Annotated in this window: 16 protein-coding genes; 15 read left to right on the top strand and 1 reads right to left on the bottom strand. The window is 37.9% G+C overall.

The genetic code is table 11. From position 1 onward, the window contains the following. Positions 1-34: 34 nt before the first annotated feature. Positions 35-379 carry a YraN family protein gene (locus BFP71_RS06710; protein WP_069834722.1) on the top strand — a complete coding sequence of 115 codons (345 nt, stop codon included), beginning with the start codon at positions 35-37 and terminating at the stop codon, positions 377-379. Here BFP71_RS06710 and BFP71_RS06705 read toward each other — a convergent pair. Further along, positions 373-1,203 (bottom strand): toxin-antitoxin system YwqK family antitoxin, encoded by an 831-nt coding sequence (locus tag BFP71_RS06705; protein WP_069834721.1) that lies wholly within the window; start codon positions 1,201-1,203, stop codon positions 373-375. The genes BFP71_RS06710 and BFP71_RS06705 overlap by 7 nt on opposite strands. Before the next feature lie 226 nt (positions 1,204-1,429). Here BFP71_RS06705 and BFP71_RS06700 point away from each other — a divergent pair, with 226 nt between their 5' ends. From BFP71_RS06700 to BFP71_RS06630, 14 genes are all read left to right on the top strand, one after another. Further along, positions 1,430-2,119: a hypothetical protein gene (locus tag BFP71_RS06700; RefSeq protein ID WP_141719705.1), complete on the top strand. Its 690-nt coding sequence runs from the start codon at positions 1,430-1,432 to the stop codon at positions 2,117-2,119. Between the two features lie 28 nt (positions 2,120-2,147). Further along, a complete protein-coding gene (locus tag BFP71_RS06695) occupies positions 2,148-3,257 on the top strand; it encodes a helix-turn-helix domain-containing protein (RefSeq protein WP_069834719.1) in 1,110 nt (369 codons plus the stop codon). A gap of 443 nt (positions 3,258-3,700) precedes the next feature. Next, a complete protein-coding gene (locus BFP71_RS06690; RefSeq protein WP_069834718.1) occupies positions 3,701-4,417 on the top strand; it encodes a hypothetical protein in 717 nt (238 codons plus the stop codon). Positions 4,418-4,434: 17 nt separating this feature from the next. After that, a complete protein-coding gene (locus BFP71_RS06685) occupies positions 4,435-5,718 on the top strand; it encodes a GumC domain-containing protein (protein WP_141719704.1) in 1,284 nt (427 codons plus the stop codon). Positions 5,719-5,736: 18 nt separating this feature from the next. Then, a complete protein-coding gene (locus BFP71_RS06680) occupies positions 5,737-8,982 on the top strand; it encodes an RHS repeat domain-containing protein (RefSeq protein WP_069834716.1) in 3,246 nt (1,081 codons plus the stop codon). Then, positions 8,982-13,670, top strand: a complete 4,689-nt coding sequence (locus BFP71_RS06675; protein WP_069834715.1) for a DUF6443 domain-containing protein — start codon at positions 8,982-8,984, stop codon at positions 13,668-13,670. The genes BFP71_RS06680 and BFP71_RS06675 overlap by 1 nt, the downstream gene beginning before the upstream one ends. A gap of 13 nt (positions 13,671-13,683) precedes the next feature. Next, positions 13,684-14,115, top strand: a complete 432-nt coding sequence (locus BFP71_RS06670; protein ID WP_141719703.1) for a hypothetical protein — start codon at positions 13,684-13,686, stop codon at positions 14,113-14,115. Between the two features lie 608 nt (positions 14,116-14,723). Next, positions 14,724-15,158, top strand: coding sequence for a hypothetical protein (locus BFP71_RS06665; protein WP_069834713.1), 435 nt, complete (start codon positions 14,724-14,726; stop codon positions 15,156-15,158). Between the two features lie 402 nt (positions 15,159-15,560). Next, positions 15,561-16,040 carry a hypothetical protein gene (locus BFP71_RS06660; RefSeq protein WP_069834712.1) on the top strand — a complete coding sequence of 160 codons (480 nt, stop codon included), beginning with the start codon at positions 15,561-15,563 and terminating at the stop codon, positions 16,038-16,040. 1,074 nt (positions 16,041-17,114) lie between these two features. Beyond that, on the top strand, positions 17,115-17,507 hold the full coding sequence (locus BFP71_RS06650) for a hypothetical protein (protein WP_069834710.1): 393 nt from the start codon (positions 17,115-17,117) through the stop codon (positions 17,505-17,507). A gap of 146 nt (positions 17,508-17,653) precedes the next feature. After that, complete coding sequence (locus BFP71_RS06645) at positions 17,654-17,869, top strand: hypothetical protein (protein ID WP_069834709.1); 216 nt, start codon at positions 17,654-17,656, stop codon at positions 17,867-17,869. A gap of 70 nt (positions 17,870-17,939) precedes the next feature. Beyond that, positions 17,940-18,329: a DUF7674 family protein gene (locus tag BFP71_RS06640; protein ID WP_069834708.1), complete on the top strand. Its 390-nt coding sequence runs from the start codon at positions 17,940-17,942 to the stop codon at positions 18,327-18,329. A 99-nt stretch (positions 18,330-18,428) separates the two neighbouring features. Continuing rightward, positions 18,429-18,680, top strand: a complete 252-nt coding sequence (locus BFP71_RS06635; RefSeq protein ID WP_222843471.1) for an Imm32 family immunity protein — start codon at positions 18,429-18,431, stop codon at positions 18,678-18,680. Between the two features lie 212 nt (positions 18,681-18,892). Beyond that, the gene (locus BFP71_RS06630; RefSeq protein ID WP_069834706.1) at positions 18,893-19,555 is read left to right on the top strand and encodes a hypothetical protein; all 663 of its coding nucleotides are present in this window, start codon (positions 18,893-18,895) and stop codon (positions 19,553-19,555) included. Positions 19,556-19,563: the final 8 nt, after the last annotated feature.

Here is a 19,563-nt window from a genome sequence, read left to right as displayed (position 1 = left end):
ATTGCCTAAATTAAGGAAGGTCAGTTTCATATCAATGCAAACGTTTGGTAAAAAAGGAGAGGATATTGCCTGTGATTTTCTAGAGGAGATTGGTTACGAAATTATCTCAAGAAACTATCGTTTTAAGCGTTCCGAAATAGACATTATTTGTAACGGGGAAGGGCTTTTGATATTTGTGGAGGTGAAGACAAGAACCAGCCGAGCCTTTGGTCAACCCGAGACTTTCGTTTCGGAATCGCAGCAAATCGCAATTAATTCAGGGGCAGAAGAATACTTGACTCAATCGAATTGGTTGGGTGATATTCGTTTTGATGTAGTTAGTGTAATCCTTAATAAAGATGAATCAGAGACTTTTCACATTAAAGATGCTTTTTATTGATTCTCGTCTTCAGACCTATAGACAACAGTTGAGTTTCTATTCCATTCGATCTTGACATAAGGTTTAAAGTCCTTTAAATAGAACTGTTCTGGGTATTGAATTTGTTTCTTATACCTGACCACCCCTGGTAGATTGTGGAATTCATCCCAAAGACCGACTTTTTTATCAAACACGTACCTTCCTCTTACCGCTACATTTCCACTTTCAAAAAAGAGATAATATTCGCCCTCTTTTTTTCCGTATTGATAGGGGATTACCTCTTTGATCTTGGTCTTTTGGACTTCGTCATAATAAGTGATTTTGGAATCTTTGAACCAGCCTTTATGAAAGTGCTCTTTGGCATAAAGCGTTGAGTCTCTTTTTTGATAAAGCCATGTGCCGTGTTTGCTACCATAATAGTACATGCCCTCAGCGACCACAATGTCATCGACCGTCATTTTATAAGGGCCATGTAATACTCTATTGAGCGTTTGGCCTCGACCTTCAACTTTTATGATTTGTCCCTTCTTAAAGTCGTGATAGTAAATGTTTCTGACGTAGTTATCCACTTTGGCTGGTCCTCGCAAGACATTAAAAATCTCGAAGGTGGTATTCGTTTGGCCGTCTATTCGGGTGTAGGCTTTACGCGTTCGTGCCCCGAAATAATAATTCTTTTTCTTTTTGAGCTCAGCATCGGGAATCGTATCCACAATCCCTTTTTCGTAACGGATGTTAGGTTTTTCTGTCTCTTCTTTGGACTTGTTTTTCTTTTGCTTCTTGGTTTGAGCTAAGCCAAGTGTACCGAAGAGGGTAAATATCAATAAAAGGAGAAGTGACTTTCTCATCGCAGCAAAGTAACGAAATATTGAGCTGAGAAATTATACGCTTGACGCAAAAGCTCCTGAATTTATCGAAGTAATTCTCAGTTTACGGAAGGCTAGTGGCATCATCGATCGGCATGTAAAAAGGCTTTTTAGTAGACAGATAAGTACAAATACCGTACGCGTACTTCTTGCCATTGAAATTTATCGACACTGATCTTTCAGCACCGTAACATTGTCAAAAAAACTTATGAAACACTATTATTTTTTGGCTTGCCTAATGCTCACATTTTCTTTTCAGACAAGAGGACAGGAGAGGACTTATGATCTAAAGAAAGGGGAGGCTTTCGATATTATATTATTCAATCAAGTGCCTGAATCTGGGGAAATACTCAATAAATATTTTGCTTCGGCTGTGAGTGAAGCTCAAGCTTTTGGCTATGTGCCGCAAAAAGGGTTTAAGGTGGATGAGGTCCCATTCCAGGGCAACTATTGGCCTAAGACGATCATCATTGGTAAATGGAAAAACTATCTGAAACGTGTGAATTTCACTACTGAAATTACGGACAAAGTCCCTGATTTTCATGAAATGCGAAGGCAGATTTGGAGTACTTTTTCTCTAACCTATTGGGAGGTGAAAGAGGATCGAACGGTGAAAATGGATTTGGGAAAATATAATGTAATGACCGCCTACTGGGCTGATAAGGGTAGTGCGTTTAAAAAGTTTAACGATCAATGGTTAAAAACAGCAAAGGCGTCTGGCGGAAATGTAGTTCTTGAATTGTCAGGGGGTACTTCACCATTCGGTTACAACTACAATCCCGATTATCTGACCATTACATCATGGGAAAACAAGGAAGCTTTTGAGGCTTTTCGCAGAAAAAATTTAGCGATGTCTCACGAGGGGGTGAAACATGTAAATCAGTTTGCCATTAAGTAATCTTCTTTCCTTTAATTTGATCAGCGGTATGGATATCCTATTAAACCAATTGGTGTATTTCGGCTTTTTGCAATGCGTATTCCTGCTCGGAATTTATGCTTTTTCATCAAAAGCTAGAACGAATATCAACCCTTACCTGGTTGTTCTTTTAGTAGTGCTGTTTATCGGTTTGCTTGGAAGAACTTTATATGCTTTGGGTTTATTTGGAGGAACCTACCGTCTGATCGCTTTATCGGAATATGCGACCTTTTTGTTCGGGCCAACGGTATACCTTTTTACAAGGTATTCACTAACGGTGAAGCGATTGAGTAAGGCAGATTTAGTCCATTATTTACCAGCATTCGTCTATGCGATCGTTTTTTCAAGTTATTACATGTTTTCGTCTTCTGCGCTGATTCAAGAAAGGTTGCAAAATGGACAATTGTATTGGGCTGTTGTGATATTTATGGGTGCTGGACTTTTAGTCAACGGATGCTATTGGGCACTGAGCGTTAGATTATATCGAGACTTTACTCGTTCAACTATGGATGAGTTGAGTTTTGCCGTCAAGTTACGTTTTCTTAAAAGCTTCCTGGTTTCTGTTGGTGCTTGTTTGTTAGTTTGGCTGACCATTTACCTTGTTGGAGCCTTTGGACAAAGCTGGCTAGAACGTGAGGTTCGTCCATTTATCTGGCTTGCCATTGCCTATATAATTCTGTTTATTTCTTATTACAACATTAAGGAGCCATCGATTTTTAAGGTAGGGCATTTGATGACTCCCAAGAAGTATATTCAGTCGAAACTGTCGCTAACTGAACTGGAGATGTTAAAGACTAAGCTTGAAAAAGTCATGACTGAGAAAAAGCCTTATCTCAACAGAAATTTAATGAAGGCAGATCTTGCTGAAATGCTCGGAGTCAATAGTCCTGATGTAGCGCGCTTACTCAATGAGCAGATTGGTATGAACTTTTTCGAGTATGTGAATTATTTCCGAATCAAAGAGTTCATTGCATTAGCAAGTACCGAAAAAGCTAAAACACTTACTTTCTTCGGTTTAGCACAAGAGGCAGGTTTTAATTCCAAAACCACCTTCAATAAGTCATTCAAAAAGATAATGGGGACATCTCCGAGGCAGTATTTTACGGAGAAGCTGGGTTAATCATTGTCTAAAAATCCTTCTTACTCAAACAACCATCCAATAGAAGTCGGGATGACGCGCTATTTCAAATGCATTTTGTTGGCATTCTTTCTTTACGTCTCCTGATTCCCATCATTCTTTTCTCTTGAGATAATAGTATTGAGCCCATAAGGGCATTCGCCTTATATAAAAAGTAGTTAAAGTGTGTTGATGATTTTAAGCATCTGTATGTATTTGAAATACACATATATGTGTTTCAAATACATAAATACAGTTTATACAGTTTAAAAATAAAATTGATAATAATAAATTAATACTATAAACAGACTTAAATCATATTTAAAAGATGAAAAATTAAAAAATATATTTATGTTTACTTCAGTGTGGAAATATTAGTCCCAAATAACCTTAATAGGTGGGATGATATTTAGACACTTACACTTTTCTATCAACCAAAACGATTAATGATGACGAGGAAGTTGACTTTGTTCATAGCTATGTTAGCGGCAAGTGCTGTTTTAAAAGCTCAAACCATTGCTGATATATTAAGTCAGACAAACCAGGCTCTTGGTACTGAAGTACTAGAGGAGAAGAAAACTATTCAGTTTGACCTTATTCAAAAGCACCAGGACGGTTCTCAAAGCGTTCGCGTGACTGCAAAAGGCAACAACAAAATCCGAGCGGATATCCAACAAGAGAGCGGACAGTTGTCACTTATTAGGAATGGTTCGTCCTATATGATGGAAGTTGGGTTTAATACCAAAGAAATCACTTCGACTCAGACAAAAAAGAATCTTAACAGACAACATTTAATTAAGGGTTTGTTAAAAATTCTAGACCTAGATGAGGGAGCCACTTTTGAAGAAAGAACAACTGAAGCTGGCAGAAACTTAGTGAGAATAAAATCAGAGGAGGGGAACAAGAAATCTATACTATGGATTGATTCTGAGACTTGGCTGCCAGTCCGCCACAGGGAAGTTGTAACAAGAAATAATGGTAAAAAGAAAGTTACAGTAACTAATTTCAAAGGTTACGAAACTGTTGATGGAGTAACCCTACCCATGCGACAGAATATTAAGGTTACCATGCCAAACGGTAACGAATTTGATGAAACTTATATCCTCAGTAATGTAGAACTAGGTATAAGGGTCAGCAACAGTTTCTTTACTAGCCGTCAATGAGTCGAGTGTCTCATTTGATGAAGTACTTGTTAGTTACTTTTCTTTTGGTGACTATCGCTAGTCCACCTTTACTTGGTCAATCTGTGCCAGATTGGAAACCAAAGACTAAGGTATTGAATCGGTTGTTGAGTAAAATGAGAAAAGTCAACACTGAACTCGGTAGAGATTTGTTGGTCTTGGATCAAAAAGGCAGTCTGAGCAAAGATTCTATTGCTAGCAAAAATGCTGGGTCTATCGATAGCCTTAAGGTGTTAGATAGTCTTGGTCAAATATCACCACTTCGGGAAGAACTTAATGAATTACAATCTGAGTACGAATTTGCCATGGGTCAAGAAGAAGCCATTCTTCTGAACAAGCAAATAGAGGAGCTCAAAGTCGAACTCGACCTATTCGAATCTAACCAACATTGGCTAGAAGATTTGAAACAGACCAATGGCATTGAGATTCCTGAATCTCTGTTGGCGAAAAAGGAGGAGTATTTGGGAATTGTTAATCAATACAAAACCAAGATTCAGAATCTGGACAAATCGCTTGAAAGTTACATATCGAATCATCCAACAGTAAAGGCATTAAAGGAGGAATATTTGAATGGTAAAGCTTTAGAGGCATCTTCATTGAGAGATAACGCTCAGAATTTTCAAACTGGAGAATTTATCAAAGAAGTTTTGCAAGATCGATTTGGCGGAACCGAAGAAGAGATTGGTCAATTGATTACTGAAAAATTGGCTTCTGCGACTTCTGAAGTCGAACAACTCAAGCAAAAATATTCAGACTTTACCGAGGGAGACGCTTTAGAGTTTTTAGATGGTGAATCACCTTCTTTCTCATTGGCCGAAAGACTTGTTTACGGAGGTAATTTTTCTCTCAATAGAGATCGTCCTGCCTCTTTAGATATTGCCTTGAATTTAGGAGTTGCTATAAGTCCTAAATTAGAGTTAGGTGTCGGTCTTTCTTACAGATCAAATCTTGGTACCGCATTAGATGAGATAGATTTAAGTTCTCTCGGCTGGGGGTATCGCACCTACCTAGATTTTTCAATCTGGAAAGGCTTTTTCATAGAGGGAGCCTTTGAGGGGTATAAAGGAGAAACTTCACACAGAGAATCTATTAATAACAATGAGTTCCCAGGGTCGATACCTTGGCGATCCACAGCGCTCATTGGTTTAGGTAAAAACCAATCTTTAGGCAAAAAGACCGTAGCGCGCTTTGCCATTTTATATGACTTAAATCAGCCGAATAGCCAGTATAATAATCCACTGGTAGTTCGATTTGGTCTGTTTTTCAACAATCGAAATAACTAATCACACTAACACACTTATATGAAAACCGTTTTCAAGAATTTTCTTAAAAGCACACTGATTTTAGCTATGAGTGCGCTTTCAGTAGTTCCAATGCTAGGCCAAGAAATGCCGAATGTAATTCCTCCATCACCAGAGGCGGCGTCGATTGTTGGTTATGGAAATACCGGAGTTAACTTCTATACTGGCTCCCCTTCTCTTTCTATTCCCATTCATACGGCCAGTTCAAAAGGCTACAGTCTTCCTGTCAGTTTATCTTATTCTGGCTTTGGCGGAATTAAAGTAGAACAAATAGCCCCATGGGTAGGTCTTGGTTGGAGCCTGAATGCTGGCGGTGTGGTTTCTAGAACTGTTAGAGGTAGAGCTGATGATTTAGGTGGAGGGTATCAAGCCCTAGCAGCGCTGCCCAATTTGAGTAGTTCTACTATTGCCCTTTATCAAGATTATGCTGATGGTGACCTTGATGCAGAACCAGATGAGTACAACTACAATGCGGGGGGCATGAGTGGTACATTTTATATCAACAAGTCAAAACAAGTTGTTGAAAAAGTAAAATCTAACGCGAAGATTACTCCAATCTTTGCTGGTAATGTTGTGACACGATTCGAAATCACCAGTGCCAGCGGTACTGTTTATGTTTTTGCAGAACAGGAAAGAAGTAAATCTTTTGAAGTCGGAGAAAACCAAGCCGCAATTAGTTACTACACGAGTAGCTGGTACTTGACGCAAGTAAAAAATCAAGATGGATATTCGCTCATGACCCTTACTTACCATGACTGGAGTGGAACAACCAATCAATTGAAAAATGTTAGCTACTACCCGCTTAGCGAATTGCCTTTGGGTGTATGGTTTGGACCACAGCACATGCGGAAATCATGGAGTTATACGGAGGCCAAAAGAATTAAGGAAATCAGTTTTGATCATGGAAAAATACTCTTCAATCGCTCGACGGTAAAGCGTCAAGACCATTTAAATGATTACCGTTTAGACAATATTGAGGTGAAAGATGAGAATAATGTCTTGGTAAAGAAGTTTCAGTTTTACTACAGCTATTTTACACCTACAGGAACTGCATCCATCAATTCTTCAACAACGAATATAACTTTTCAAGGGCTGAACACCGGTGATTTTGAAAGAAGGCTTAGGTTAGATGAGGTTAAGGAATTTGGAAATGATGGCGTGACAAGTAATCCTGGTCATGTATTTACATACAATACAAATTATTACCTTCCGAGTAGATACTCTTTTGCGCAAGATCATTGGGGTTACTATAATGGTAAAACTGGAAATACCAGTCCAGAACCTTTCCAAACTGTATCTTATTACGATGGTTGGTCAATTCTGAGAACAGCCTCCATGGGTACCGCCGATAGAGATCCGAGTGCATCTCATGCACAGGCGGGTGTACTCACCAAAGTAACCTATCCTACAGGAGGGCATACGGCATTTACCTTTGAAGGACATGTGGCGTATGACCCATCTTCTAGTTCTAATAAAAATGTTGGAGGCCTTCGCGTCGATGCTATTGTTGATCATGATGGTATTGATGCTTCCAATGATGTCAGAAGAGAATATTATTATAATCTTAACGGTGATAATGGGTCGTCCAATTCGACTGGTTATGTAGTCAATGAACCGAAGTATGGTGGTCAGGAAGTACTCAATTTGTCTACTTCTGCGCCAAATGTAAATATGATACCTAATGGTTATAGAAGAACTATTCCTTCTACGCAACCGCTGATGACAACAAATGGTGCTGAAGTTGGCTACGGTAAGGTTACTGTTCGTACGATAGGTTCTTCAAACAATGGTAAAACTGAGTATTACTTTACCACAGCTGACGATTACAGTGATTTTTATGATGGTTATTACTACTTTCCACTGAACGGTGAAAGTTTTCTGACCTTAGGAAATGTTACTACCGGCAGAAGCTTTCCTTATCCAAGGGTAGATTCAAGAGATTACATTCGTGGCTTGCTCACTAAACAGATTGATTATCGATGGACAGGAAGTACCTACCATAAAGTAAAGGAGGTCGAAAATATCTATGCGGGAACTTACGAAGCACCTAGTAGCAATCTGGAGCCTTTTGATACAAATACATACTTCCCATCTAATACAGTTTCTGCGAACTATCCTTTCAATTTCACTTCAGTAGAGGGTGCTATTTGGAAACCAGGTGTTCACAACCATTTCAAACGTTACCGCATCTATTCTGGTCGAGTTGATTTACAGAAGACAATTACTAAAACTTATAATTTAGGAAGCAACTCTACTCAATTTACAACGGAGACGACCAATTTCTGGGATGATTTATCAACAAATCGTTTTCAAGTATCAAGGACTCAGACTAAGGATAGCGAAAACAATACACATGAGACGCGATACTATTATCCTTATGACCAATCGAGTCTATCAGGATTGACCACCACTGAAAGGAACAATTTAAATGCTATGGTAAGTAGCAAAAATATGTTAGGTACTGTGGTGCAGCAAGAACAATACAGGGGGAGTACAAAGCTATCCACTACTAGAACCAATTTTGGTAATTATAGTGGTTATTACTTGCCTTCAAGTATCGAGGCAGCCAAAGGGACAGGTAGCTTGGAAACGAGAGTTACTTTTCATCAATATGATAGCCATGGTAATTTGCTTGGTGTGTCGAAAGATGGCGGTGCACAACAACGCTATATATACGGCTATGATAATCAGTTGCCAACCGCTCAAGTAGTGGGGGCGACCAGCAATAGCCACATTGGTTACTCCAGTTTTGAGCAAAATGGGCATGGAAATCTTTTATACTCTGGCCCAAGCTACACCGACGCCAATGCACCTTCTGGTACCAAATATTACCGTTTGTCTACAGGGTCAATTCAAAAAACCGGTCTTAGTAGTGGAATCACGTATAGGGTTAGTTACTACGCGAAAAGTGGTACTGTTTATGTAAACGGTTCGACCATTTCGAGTTCTGGCACCTTCTTAAATGCTAACGGTTGGCGTTATTACGAAAAAACATTTTCGGGTGTAAGTTCTATCACGATTGGGGGTAGTGCCTACATCGATGAAGTCAGGATTTACCCGGCTGATGCACAAATGACAACCTATACCTACTCGCCCATGTACGGGGTGACTTCTCAGGTTGATGCTAATCATATAGCGGTGAAATACCAATACGACAAATTTGGTCGCCTGGAACTTGTCAAAGATCTGGATGGCAAGGTGTTACAAGCTTATCAGTATAAGTACCAAGCAACTACCTCTAACTAATGTCGCACACAGTAAATAAGAAAATCATGATAGGCTTTAATCATACAAAATACCAATTAACCAGTAATTTGAATAGAGTATTCAGCATGTCTTTGTTACTACTAAGCGTGCTTTGTTTTTCCTTATCTGCCCAAGGTCCTGGAGGTCCCGGTGGCCCAGGTGGTCCGGGCGGTAGCCTTACCATTTCTGGTACAACAAATGTAACCTGTGGCACTACACATACCTATACGCTTTCAGGGGGTAGCGGAACTGTTACTTGGGAAGCATTCGGTGGCACTATCACTAGTTCCAACAATACAATGGCAACTGTAAACTGGGGCAGTAGCTCTTCTGGCTCTTTGATTGCTGAAATTGTTGGGAGTACAACGCTGCCAGGTATGCTGAGTATTACTATTAATGGTCCTTCGGCACCAACAACGACTTCAAACTCTGGCTGCCCGAATACCAATATTGTGCTATCGGCCAATACCACAGTGCGGTGGTATAGCGCGAGTTCTGGAGGGACACTTTTATCTACAGGTTCTACTTATACACACAATGGTACTGTTTCTAAAACGGTATACGCTGCTGCTTATAACTCATCTTGCGAAAGCGCCAGAATTGCAGCAACCGCTACCGTAAATAATTGTGGCGGAGGTGCTCCGATGCTTAATTACGTGAAGAGTTATACTGTTCAAGAGCCTGGACATACGTCTCTATCGAGTGCCATTTCGCAAAGTACACCGGCAGAGGTTTTGCGAAATACTTCTTACAGTGATGGTTTGGGTAGGGGTATTCAAAGTATAGACTGGAGGGCTACACCTGACCAGAGAGATTTAGTAACCACCAGTGAGTATGATGACTTAGGAAGAAACTTACAGCAATGGCTGCCTTTTAAATCAACTGGTAATAACGGGACATATAAAACCAACAAAACCAGCGAACGAAACACCTTCTACTTGAGCCAATATGGTAGTACTGATGATGGTTATGCCTATTCTAAGACTTTAGTGGATGGCTCACCAGGCAACCGACCTACTAAGCAAATGGCACCTGGTCAACCATGGACTGGTAGTAATCGTGGTGTTTCCATGAATTATCGCACAAATACAAGTAGCGAATACGTGGTCCGGTGGAATGCTGGATCAGGTGAAACTTCTGTGCCAACCTACGCTGGGTATTATTCAGCCAATAAGTTATCGGTAGTGGAAACTACTGATGAACAAGGAAGCAGGGTTTTGGAGTATACGGACTTTTTAGGAAGAATGATCTTAAAGAAGGTTCAAGATGCCTCTAGCCCAAGTAGCAATCATACGGGGTGGTTAAGTACTTATTACGTATATGATATCTACAACAATCTGAAAACGGTGATTCCACCAAAGGCAGTGAGCAGAATTTCTAATGATTGGAGCATTAATAGCACAGAATCCAATGAGTTACTTTTCCATTATTATTACGATCATAGAAACCGATTGATAGTTAAAAAGGTACCTGGCGCCAATAAATCCGAAATGGTTTACGATCAGCAAGATAGGCTGGTCTTAAGTAGGGACGGAGCCCAAACAACCAATAGTAAATGGGTATTTACAAAGTACGACTATTTAGGCCGACCTGTGATGACAGGAACTTACAATGGTTCCACTTCCAGAAGTTCATTACAAAGCACTGTCAATAGCAACGACAGCTATTTCGAGGTACGAAAAACCTCTGCGTCTGGCTATGGCTTATACCACAACTACTATGTGAAAGTGTTTACCAGTTTAAGTAGCTTCAATATAGAATCAGTCACTTATTATGATGACTATAGCTTTACCTCTAAAACATTTTCAAGTAGTTATAACAGTGCTTTAAGTGGTGGTACTTATGGTGAAACACCAGCTTCTTTTGCTTTTACCGATGGCCAAGTGACAGGTACAAAAACCAAAATGATCGGTCAGAGTACTTGGACTGAGTCAGTCAATTTCTACGATAGGAAAGGGCGTCTGATCCAAATCCGATCGGTAAACCATAAAGGGGGAGAAGATATAGTCACCAACAAATATGATTTTTCTGGCAAAGTTGTTCGTTCCTACATTCACCATAAAAACCCTAGTGCAGATGATTTTAGTGAGATAAGGGTGATTAAACAGATGACTTATGATCACGCGGGAAGACTGACTTATGTCTATCATAGAAATGTAAACCAAGAGAGTGGCTACCAGACTATAGTACGTAACACGTACAATGCGTTAGGCCAACTTTCGCAAAAAGCACTAGGTAATTATAAGCAGTATGTAGACCATACTTATAATATTCGTGGTTGGCTAAAACAAATCAATAACCCGAGCAGCTTGGGCAGTGACTACTTTGCCATGAAGCTCAAGTACAATGATGCCTCTCAAGCCACTGATATGTTTAATGGAAACATTGCCGAGATTGAGTGGCGATCGGTAGGTGATAGTCACTTGAAACGTTATGAATATGCTTACGATAAGAGTAACCGTATGACGCTGGCTAGCTACGATAACCTCTCGAATAACACCTATGACAATGACTATACGGTAGATAATGTTACCTATGACCCTAACGGAAATATTCAAACGCTAAGAAGAAGAGGAAGGGTACTTAATTCCGCCAAATACATCGATAACCTAAACTACGACTACAACAATGGCGACATAGGCAACAAGCTTATTGAAGTTACCGATACGGGCGTAAAAGGAAATATTGGTGATTTTATGGACAATTATAATAGCACCAGTGAGTTTAGATATGATGCCAGTGGCAATATGCTGCGTGATTATAACAAGGGTATAACGAGTGACATAACCTACAATCGTTTTAACCTGCCCGAGTATGTAAACATGGGTAGTGGACGAACCATCAGCTATAGATATGATGCCAGTGGTGTTAAACTACAGAAAATCACTAACGACAACGGAACTGTTGTCACCACTGATTATGTAGGTGGATTTATTTACCAGAATAACAACTTGCAGCATTTTGCACATGAAGAAGGTCGTGTGCGGAAGAACGATCAAGGGAATTTGGCCTATGACTACGTGATACGAGATCACCTAGGTAATGCGCGATCTACATTCACGACAGAATCTGCCCCGGCCATAGTATATAAAGCCACTATGGAGTCCGAAAATGATAATCAGGGTAATAATATAGCGGCCTTTGAAGAACAATTGTTCTTTGGCTTGGATGAAACCCGCTATACTTATTCATCTGCGAACCAAAGCACGCTCGGCGATGATGGTTGTACAAGCTGTAATGAAGTGAGCCGAACAAACGGCCAGATTTCTTATAATCGTGTGGGAGCCGCCATTATGCTAGATGTGATGCCAGGTGATGAAATAGATATGGAAGCTTGGGCTTTTAACCAAGGAGGAATTAGCTCTGGAACGAGCCGTATTAGTTCATCTGCTTTGGTAACAGCGCTAGTGAACGCATTTGTACCGGCGGGAGCTGGAAATGAGCTATATACCCAGACTAACAGTGTGTTTAATGGGGTAAGTGGCTACTTAACAGGTGGTGGAGGTTCTGGCAGTACCACGCCTTTCGCTTTCCTAAATTATATTGTGTTCGATGCCAACTTTAATAGGGTGTCGTCAGGCCATAGGCGCGTGAGTAGCGTTACATATGCTAAGCATTTACTATCTTTAAATAATGTGAATATCACCCAGAAGGGGTATATCTACATTTGGGTAAGCAATGAGAGTAATCAAAATCAGAATACCTATTTTGATGATATTAAGGTGACGCATCACAAGGGATCGATCTTACAAGAAGATCATTACTATCCCTTTGGACTCTCAATAGCTGCTTTATCTTCCACCGCACCATTAAGCAAACCCAATCAGTTTAAGTATAATGGAAAAGAGCTTGATAATGACTTTAATCTAGGTTGGTATCATTATGGAGCAAGAATATACGATTCACAGCTTGGCCGCTTTCCATCATTAGACCCTATTGCTGATCAATTTGCTCATGTTTCCCCTTATAACTATGCGGAAAATGAACCAGTTGGGAGTATTGATTTGTGGGGTTTGCAGAGATGGAGGGTTAATGGACGAGAAAGAACTAGTGCCTCAAGTGGCTTTAGTGAAAAACTGGCTACTGCTGGCGCATATATTAAGCATTCAAAAGCAGCAAGGCAGGTAGGGAAGTTTAAATCAGGATCAACTAATATCTCTTCGGTATCAGCTAGAATTGCAAGACATGCAGCATCTGGGGATAATTTATCAGTAGGTATAGGTTCAGAAAGAAATGCTTTTAGGCACGCTCTATGGTCAGCTAATATCACTTCACAATTTGGTTCGGAGACGGCAAGAGATTTAACAAACTCACATGAGGGAATTAAAATCAATAACTCCACGAGCATCAATATGGATGCTGATTTTAAAGGAGATGCCCTGTTGGCCGATAACATAGTCGATCTACTCAATAACACAATTGGAAGAGAAATTTCAAAGAATAATGAAGGTTTGGATGCTAAAGGTCTTGCAAATGAAGTTCTAAACACATTCCTGAATGAAGGTCTTTGGGTTGCTGCTGTTGGAGAAGATGGGACTGTTAAAATCAGTAGACAAAAGATTACCCAAGGCCAATTTAATAGTGCTCAAAAAGTAATAAATGGATTGACTGAGGGAGGCTTTAGCAAGGAGGATTTAGAGAAAATGAACCCTAAAAAAGAAGATGATGATAAGGATGAAAAGAAATAGTAAACTTTCGATCTTGATAACGGTTGTATTTATTATGACAGTTGCATCTTGTGGAGATGAGTTCTGCGAGATATCAGATCCATTTTTTGAAGAAAGGTGTGGTGTAGATAAACCATGCGAAGTTGATTTAAAGGAGGTGTTTGACTTTGAGTGGGATAAATTATATTTCTTTGGTAGTTGGAGTTATCCAGATGAGATTGAGAAAATTATAGGTTTTGATTGTGATTGCGAAGTTGTTCCAGATGGAGAGACTTATGTAGTTTTTACTAAAGGGAAGAAAATCGTGAAGGAATATAATACCAGATGTTACTTGACTTTTTTAGGAGGGCTAAGAAATGATAAAAATGGAGTGGTAGCCATAGATGCTCGAAAAACCCTCTTTGATGTCGAAACTAGAATGCAAGGAAATCTACCCAACTACTATTTGACCCCAAGTAACAAGTAATGCTAAGGTACCCTCTAGCGCTCACATTTAGTGGCTGCTGTAATTACACAGAACATTCAGGTAAAAAGCCCTCTTCGGAGGGTTTTTTGTTGCTCAATAATGAAGGATAGATTGAATTTTAAGTGATTGAAATAAAAACACTGATGCCTAATGAAAGTGATTGAAATAGGCATTTGTGAGCATCATGTGACATCAATGTCCAAACAGTGTGAATAATTATGTCACAATATGGCATAATTATTACCAATTAGGTTTTTTAAAAAAGGCATAGGTGAAGACACCACCTAAAAGGAAGGAGATAAAATCAGAGATTACATTGATTGATATGTCCTTTAGCTCTTCCAAAGTGTAGTAAATATACAGATGATTCTTTTGATTAAATTATGACAACATATCATAGTAAATGGATTAGCCTGACAATACCTTCCCCTAGTTCTCACTTGCGGTGAGTAATGGTCTTTTGCTACACTTGAAGTGTAGGTTATAATTCACTAAATTCTTTTATATGTGAGAAGCAAAAGGTTAATAATCCAATTGCGGACTACTATATTACTTGTACAGTTATCAGTTGGATTTAACAGTAAACGTGGTAAATAGACAAAAAAGAAATGAAACGTATTTTATTTATCGCCGCTTTAACTCTTGCTCTTGTAATAGGGTTTTTGTACCAATTCTTTTCGAAGGTAGAAGATGACTTTTCGCCAGTTTATACGCTTAAAGAGCTTAGTGAGGGTTTGTACCTAAAGAATGTCAACTGGGGTATTACTGGTGATTATAATCTTACCATTGTATCGAATGATGCTAAGGAGGAGTTTGAGCCAGATCCGAATGAGAACTATATCTTCAGCATAGATGATGCTACTATCTACTACAAGCTCTCAGGTGATACGCTTTATATTAAATCTTATTATTTAGCTAGGTCGGAGCCGAAGGTTTTCAAGGGATATATTGTTGAACAAACACAGTTAGGTATTACGGAATTCAGAAAGTTTAAGAATGATTTTAAGGAAAGAGGGTATAGTAAGTTTCCAGAGTTTGATTAGCTATTAATTAGGTTGAAACATGGTCATGCTTTTAAGAGCAGTTGCTAACTGCCTTGTTCTCACTTACTGTGAGTACTGGTTTGAAGCTACACTTGAAGTGTAGCATATAATTCACCAGAATCCTATTAAAGAAAAGATTGTTGATGAGTCTATAGGTTCATATATTCTACAGCAAAGCGGTACAGGGTGTTTTTGAAAATAGTATGACAATAACAAAGGAATTAATTGTTTCTGGAGTCAATAGAAGTTATCATATCATTATACCTGATCCTCTTATTGAATGCTTATCAAGTGATATTTTTGTAGAAATTGAAAAAAGCGTAATTGAAAATAATAATAGCCTGTTGTCTATTGATTTCTGTTTTCTCTTGTAGTACGAGTCAACCTCAGAATCTAAAAAAGTTGAATTCAAAAATATTCAATACAATCCATGTTGAGTTGTTGAATGCGGTATATGAATTCGAAATTGATAGTAATCAAATTATTGCATTTGACACAATTAGTCTTTATGGGGATGAGATGCATATAAAATTTCTTGAAAATGTTGAAGTCGACTCTGAGTGGACAAAAGGCTTGAATGAACAGCTAATTGAGAATTATTCTATCAATAGATCGGCAATTGACATTGAAGCGATAAATTCACCTTTCATATTTGAAACAAATCCCAATGTGATAAACAACTTGAGTTCTGCTGATAGTGAGAAGTTTTTTGGGATTTTATCCTTATCGAATTTCTCATATAATAGCACCTACGATCAGGTCGTTTTTTATATGATTATCTTTTGTGGTAAAACATGCAGTAAAGGTATTTTAGTTAATGCTCGAAAATTAGATGACGCTTGGGACATTAGTTCGACGTTAGAGGTCTGGCATGGGGAATAGATTAATGATACGCATAGCACCCCAAATAATCAGTCCTATACCAAGTACTAAAAAGGTTATTGCTGGTTTGTCACTATCTTTTTTGAACAAGTATTTGCCTTTTTGTATCAACGGGTGGATTTACTCTTTTCAGGATTAGATGTTATCATCATACCAAGTATAATCATAATTATTGCAGCTCCTGCGGTGTTACTGAGAGTGTTGTTTAGCAGCTTTTTCGCGCCGCATGTCATAAACAGGGTTAAGTCATTTGAGGATTTAGTTGGTTTAATTTATACAATGAATTTGGATAAGTATGAGGACCTGACTGGAGAGCTTGTATTAAAGCAGTTATTGATAATTAACCAGAAAAGGTGAATCCAATTACTTAGAGTACCAATAGTGCCCCAAAGTATCTGATTTGCAGATAGGATATAGATTTTAAAAGCCTTCAAAAGAGGGCTTTTTTTACTAATTCACCTTAATTATTTCAGCTTACCAGTTTCTACACAGGTATGTAATTGACATACTAAAATCAACAATATGTTGTTTTATTAAACATTTTATTGATCAAATGTATGGCTAAGTGTTGCATTCAGAGAGCCTAGGTTTTTTTATATCCGAGAACGCTATAAATACAGAAATTATTTAGAAAAACATGTGTAAAAAGACCGCCTAAAATGAAGGAGATAAAATCAGAGATTACATTGATTGATATGTCTTTTAGTTCTTCCAAAGTAGAATAAATATACCGATCATTTTTTGATGAATATGATGGTTTACTCATTATAGTAATTGCATCAACTTGACAATACCCCATATTGTCAGGCCAATTCCAAAGACCAAAAATGACATCGCTGGTTTCTCACTATCTTTTTTGAACAAGTATTTGATACCTGCAATAAATAATATAATACCTGAAATGATGTAAACTGAGAATAGATATATTGCCCAACCCATTAATTGGAAATTATAAAAACATTTTTCAATCCTAACATTATTATATAAAAAGACTTCGAAAGGGGGGGCTTTTTTGCTGTCATGTAATTAAGTTATGACTAGTATGGGTGTTCAGGGATTTAAACAGCAAAATCAATGAGTAAAAAGAATGTGAAAAGAGAGAAGCTGTACCTTATAGTAATTGTACTGTTTCTGATTGGGTATCCAACGTGGAAATATTTTTTGAAGACTCAAAAAAAAGATTATACCGTTGGTGAAATTACGGGATACTTTACTCCAGTTAGGTTAGGCACTTCTGCTGTATTTTTATATTCTGTTAATGGTATTGAATATGAAGGAACACTTAGTTTGAAGAGTTTTGAATTAAAACCAGAGGTTGGCATGATGTATATTGTAGAATATGCAGAAAGGAATGATGGTAAGTACGGTGAAATTAGACCTGATTTGAGGTTAAGAGAAAAAGTAAATGAAATACCTAAAAGTGGGTGGGATGAATTACCAGCTAATCTTAAATTCTACTCTAATTAGTACCTTCCCAAGGTATCTGATTTGCCAATGAGAATATAGATTTTAAAAGCCTTCTCCGAAGTTTCGGCAAGAGGGCTTTTCTGTTGAGCAGTGTCAATATTACTTCAGTATTATTTGAAATCTAAAGGAAATTAGTAAATCTTGATATGATGATAACAGAGAGAGAAGGTTATGAAGCAATGCTCTATATGCTAGAATATTATTTTGAACTCACTGGTTCAAAGGACTTGACCGATATTTTGAGTGGAGGGGAGTACATTGAATCTGGCAAGCCAGCAGATCCAGCTTTTTGGGAGTATTGGCTTGAAGCAATTCAAAAGGTAAAGAATAACGGAGAACTTCCTTTAAAAACACTGAAATAAAGGTAATGAGAGATGGTAGTTCTTTCAATTACATAGAGAAATAGTGAACAATTTCTAAGAGATATACAGAATGCATTACCCTGTAATTAAAAAAGATGATTTTTATGGCCTTCTGATTGCAAAGCTCTTAAGTAGCTTTCCTGAATTCAAACCTTCTTTTGAAGAGGATGATGGACCATATTTGATATTAGGAGAATTCTATTCATTCTTTATTGATAGATTCAAGGACCAATCTTTAATAATTAGAGTAGCAAAATTTGTTAACCTCTGTTTGACAAAGGGAGGTCATAGAACTGAAGATGTAATAACTATAGAATTATTTAATCCTCTTTATGATGAACCTAGACAAGTACTTGATGAAATCAGCCCATTGTTAAATAATAAGGCTAGAACATTACTTGAGAAGGGGCATGAGGAGTATATAGCTAACTCTTTATTGAACAATGGAGGGTCTGAGTAATCCCAACAATTATCTATTAACATAAAACAAAGCATAAAGAAGCCTTCTCCCAAAGTTTCAGGAAGAGGGCTTTTTTGTTGTTAAATTGAGATCATGGAAATGAAAATTCAGGTTCCAGATTATAAACCCGAATCTGGAATAACATTGAGATGGGAAGGTGATTTTCAAATAGAGACGAGAATTAATGATGGTACAATAGTTATTAAAGCGAATAGAGATGGTTTAATTTCTATGGCAAACCACCTTCTCAATCTATCACAAGATAAAATCTCTTGTGGTTATCATATACACTATGATAGCTTTTCTGAATTAGAGGAAGGGTCCTGTGAACTGATTATCGAAAAATCCTAACTAGCTTCAGTTGTTTCTTTTAGAAGCCTTCGCGAGAGGGCTTTTTTATGATTAACCCTAATTATTTCTGCTTGACAGCTATTAGAAAGGTGTCATTGACATATGTCATAATAGTGTGCGCCTAAAAAATTGCTAGATATACGTACCTTATAAAGGGTTGGGATATTGTAGAACGAAAAGCTGATTTGTAATTGCTAAGTCAATAACATAGAATGAAAAATTCCATTTGTCTTTTGAGTTTAATTTGCTTCCTACTTCTTTCTGGTTGTGGTTTAGACTCTGATAATGATGAAGCTATAGTTTACTTAGAGGATAGAATTGATGATAGGTTAAAATATCTAAAGTCTAATTTTAGACATTCCCTGCTGAACTACGATAATATGTCTATTCCATATTGGGAAGTTGATAGTGCCTTTAGCGCTTTATCTAATAGTCAGGATCTAGAATTTATAAATAGACAGTTGGTAGATATTACAAGTAGGCTTGATGTTACCCCTTTAAAAGTCAAGAAAAATAACGACTTCCAATTATTCATCTTATTAAATAAGCTTCTAGTTCTAGATAAATTAGTTTCAGATGCACAAGTTTCAACAACCTTTAATTCGTTGAGAGCGAAGGCTTTTATAGTGAAAGAAACGGAGTCTGATGTTGAATTTAATATAGCGATTACAGCCTTTGATGAATTGTTCAATCCATCCATTGAAATGATTACAAAGACGGATACAATTCAAATAGATGTTAACGATCAGGGATATGGCTATTTTAAAATAACTAAAAATAAAAACTTCAAGGATCTATCATTAAGAGGAGATGTAATAATTTATTCAAAAAAGGGAGAAAAAGTAAGGTTGCCATTTAGTATTGGGCCTAATTGAAAAATCGA

The sequence above is a fragment of the Roseivirga misakiensis genome, from assembly GCF_001747105.1.
Taxonomy (GTDB): domain Bacteria; phylum Bacteroidota; class Bacteroidia; order Cytophagales; family Cyclobacteriaceae; genus Roseivirga; species Roseivirga misakiensis.
Note: the sequence above shows the minus strand (reverse complement) of the source record. Positions and strands in the feature narration are given on the sequence as shown.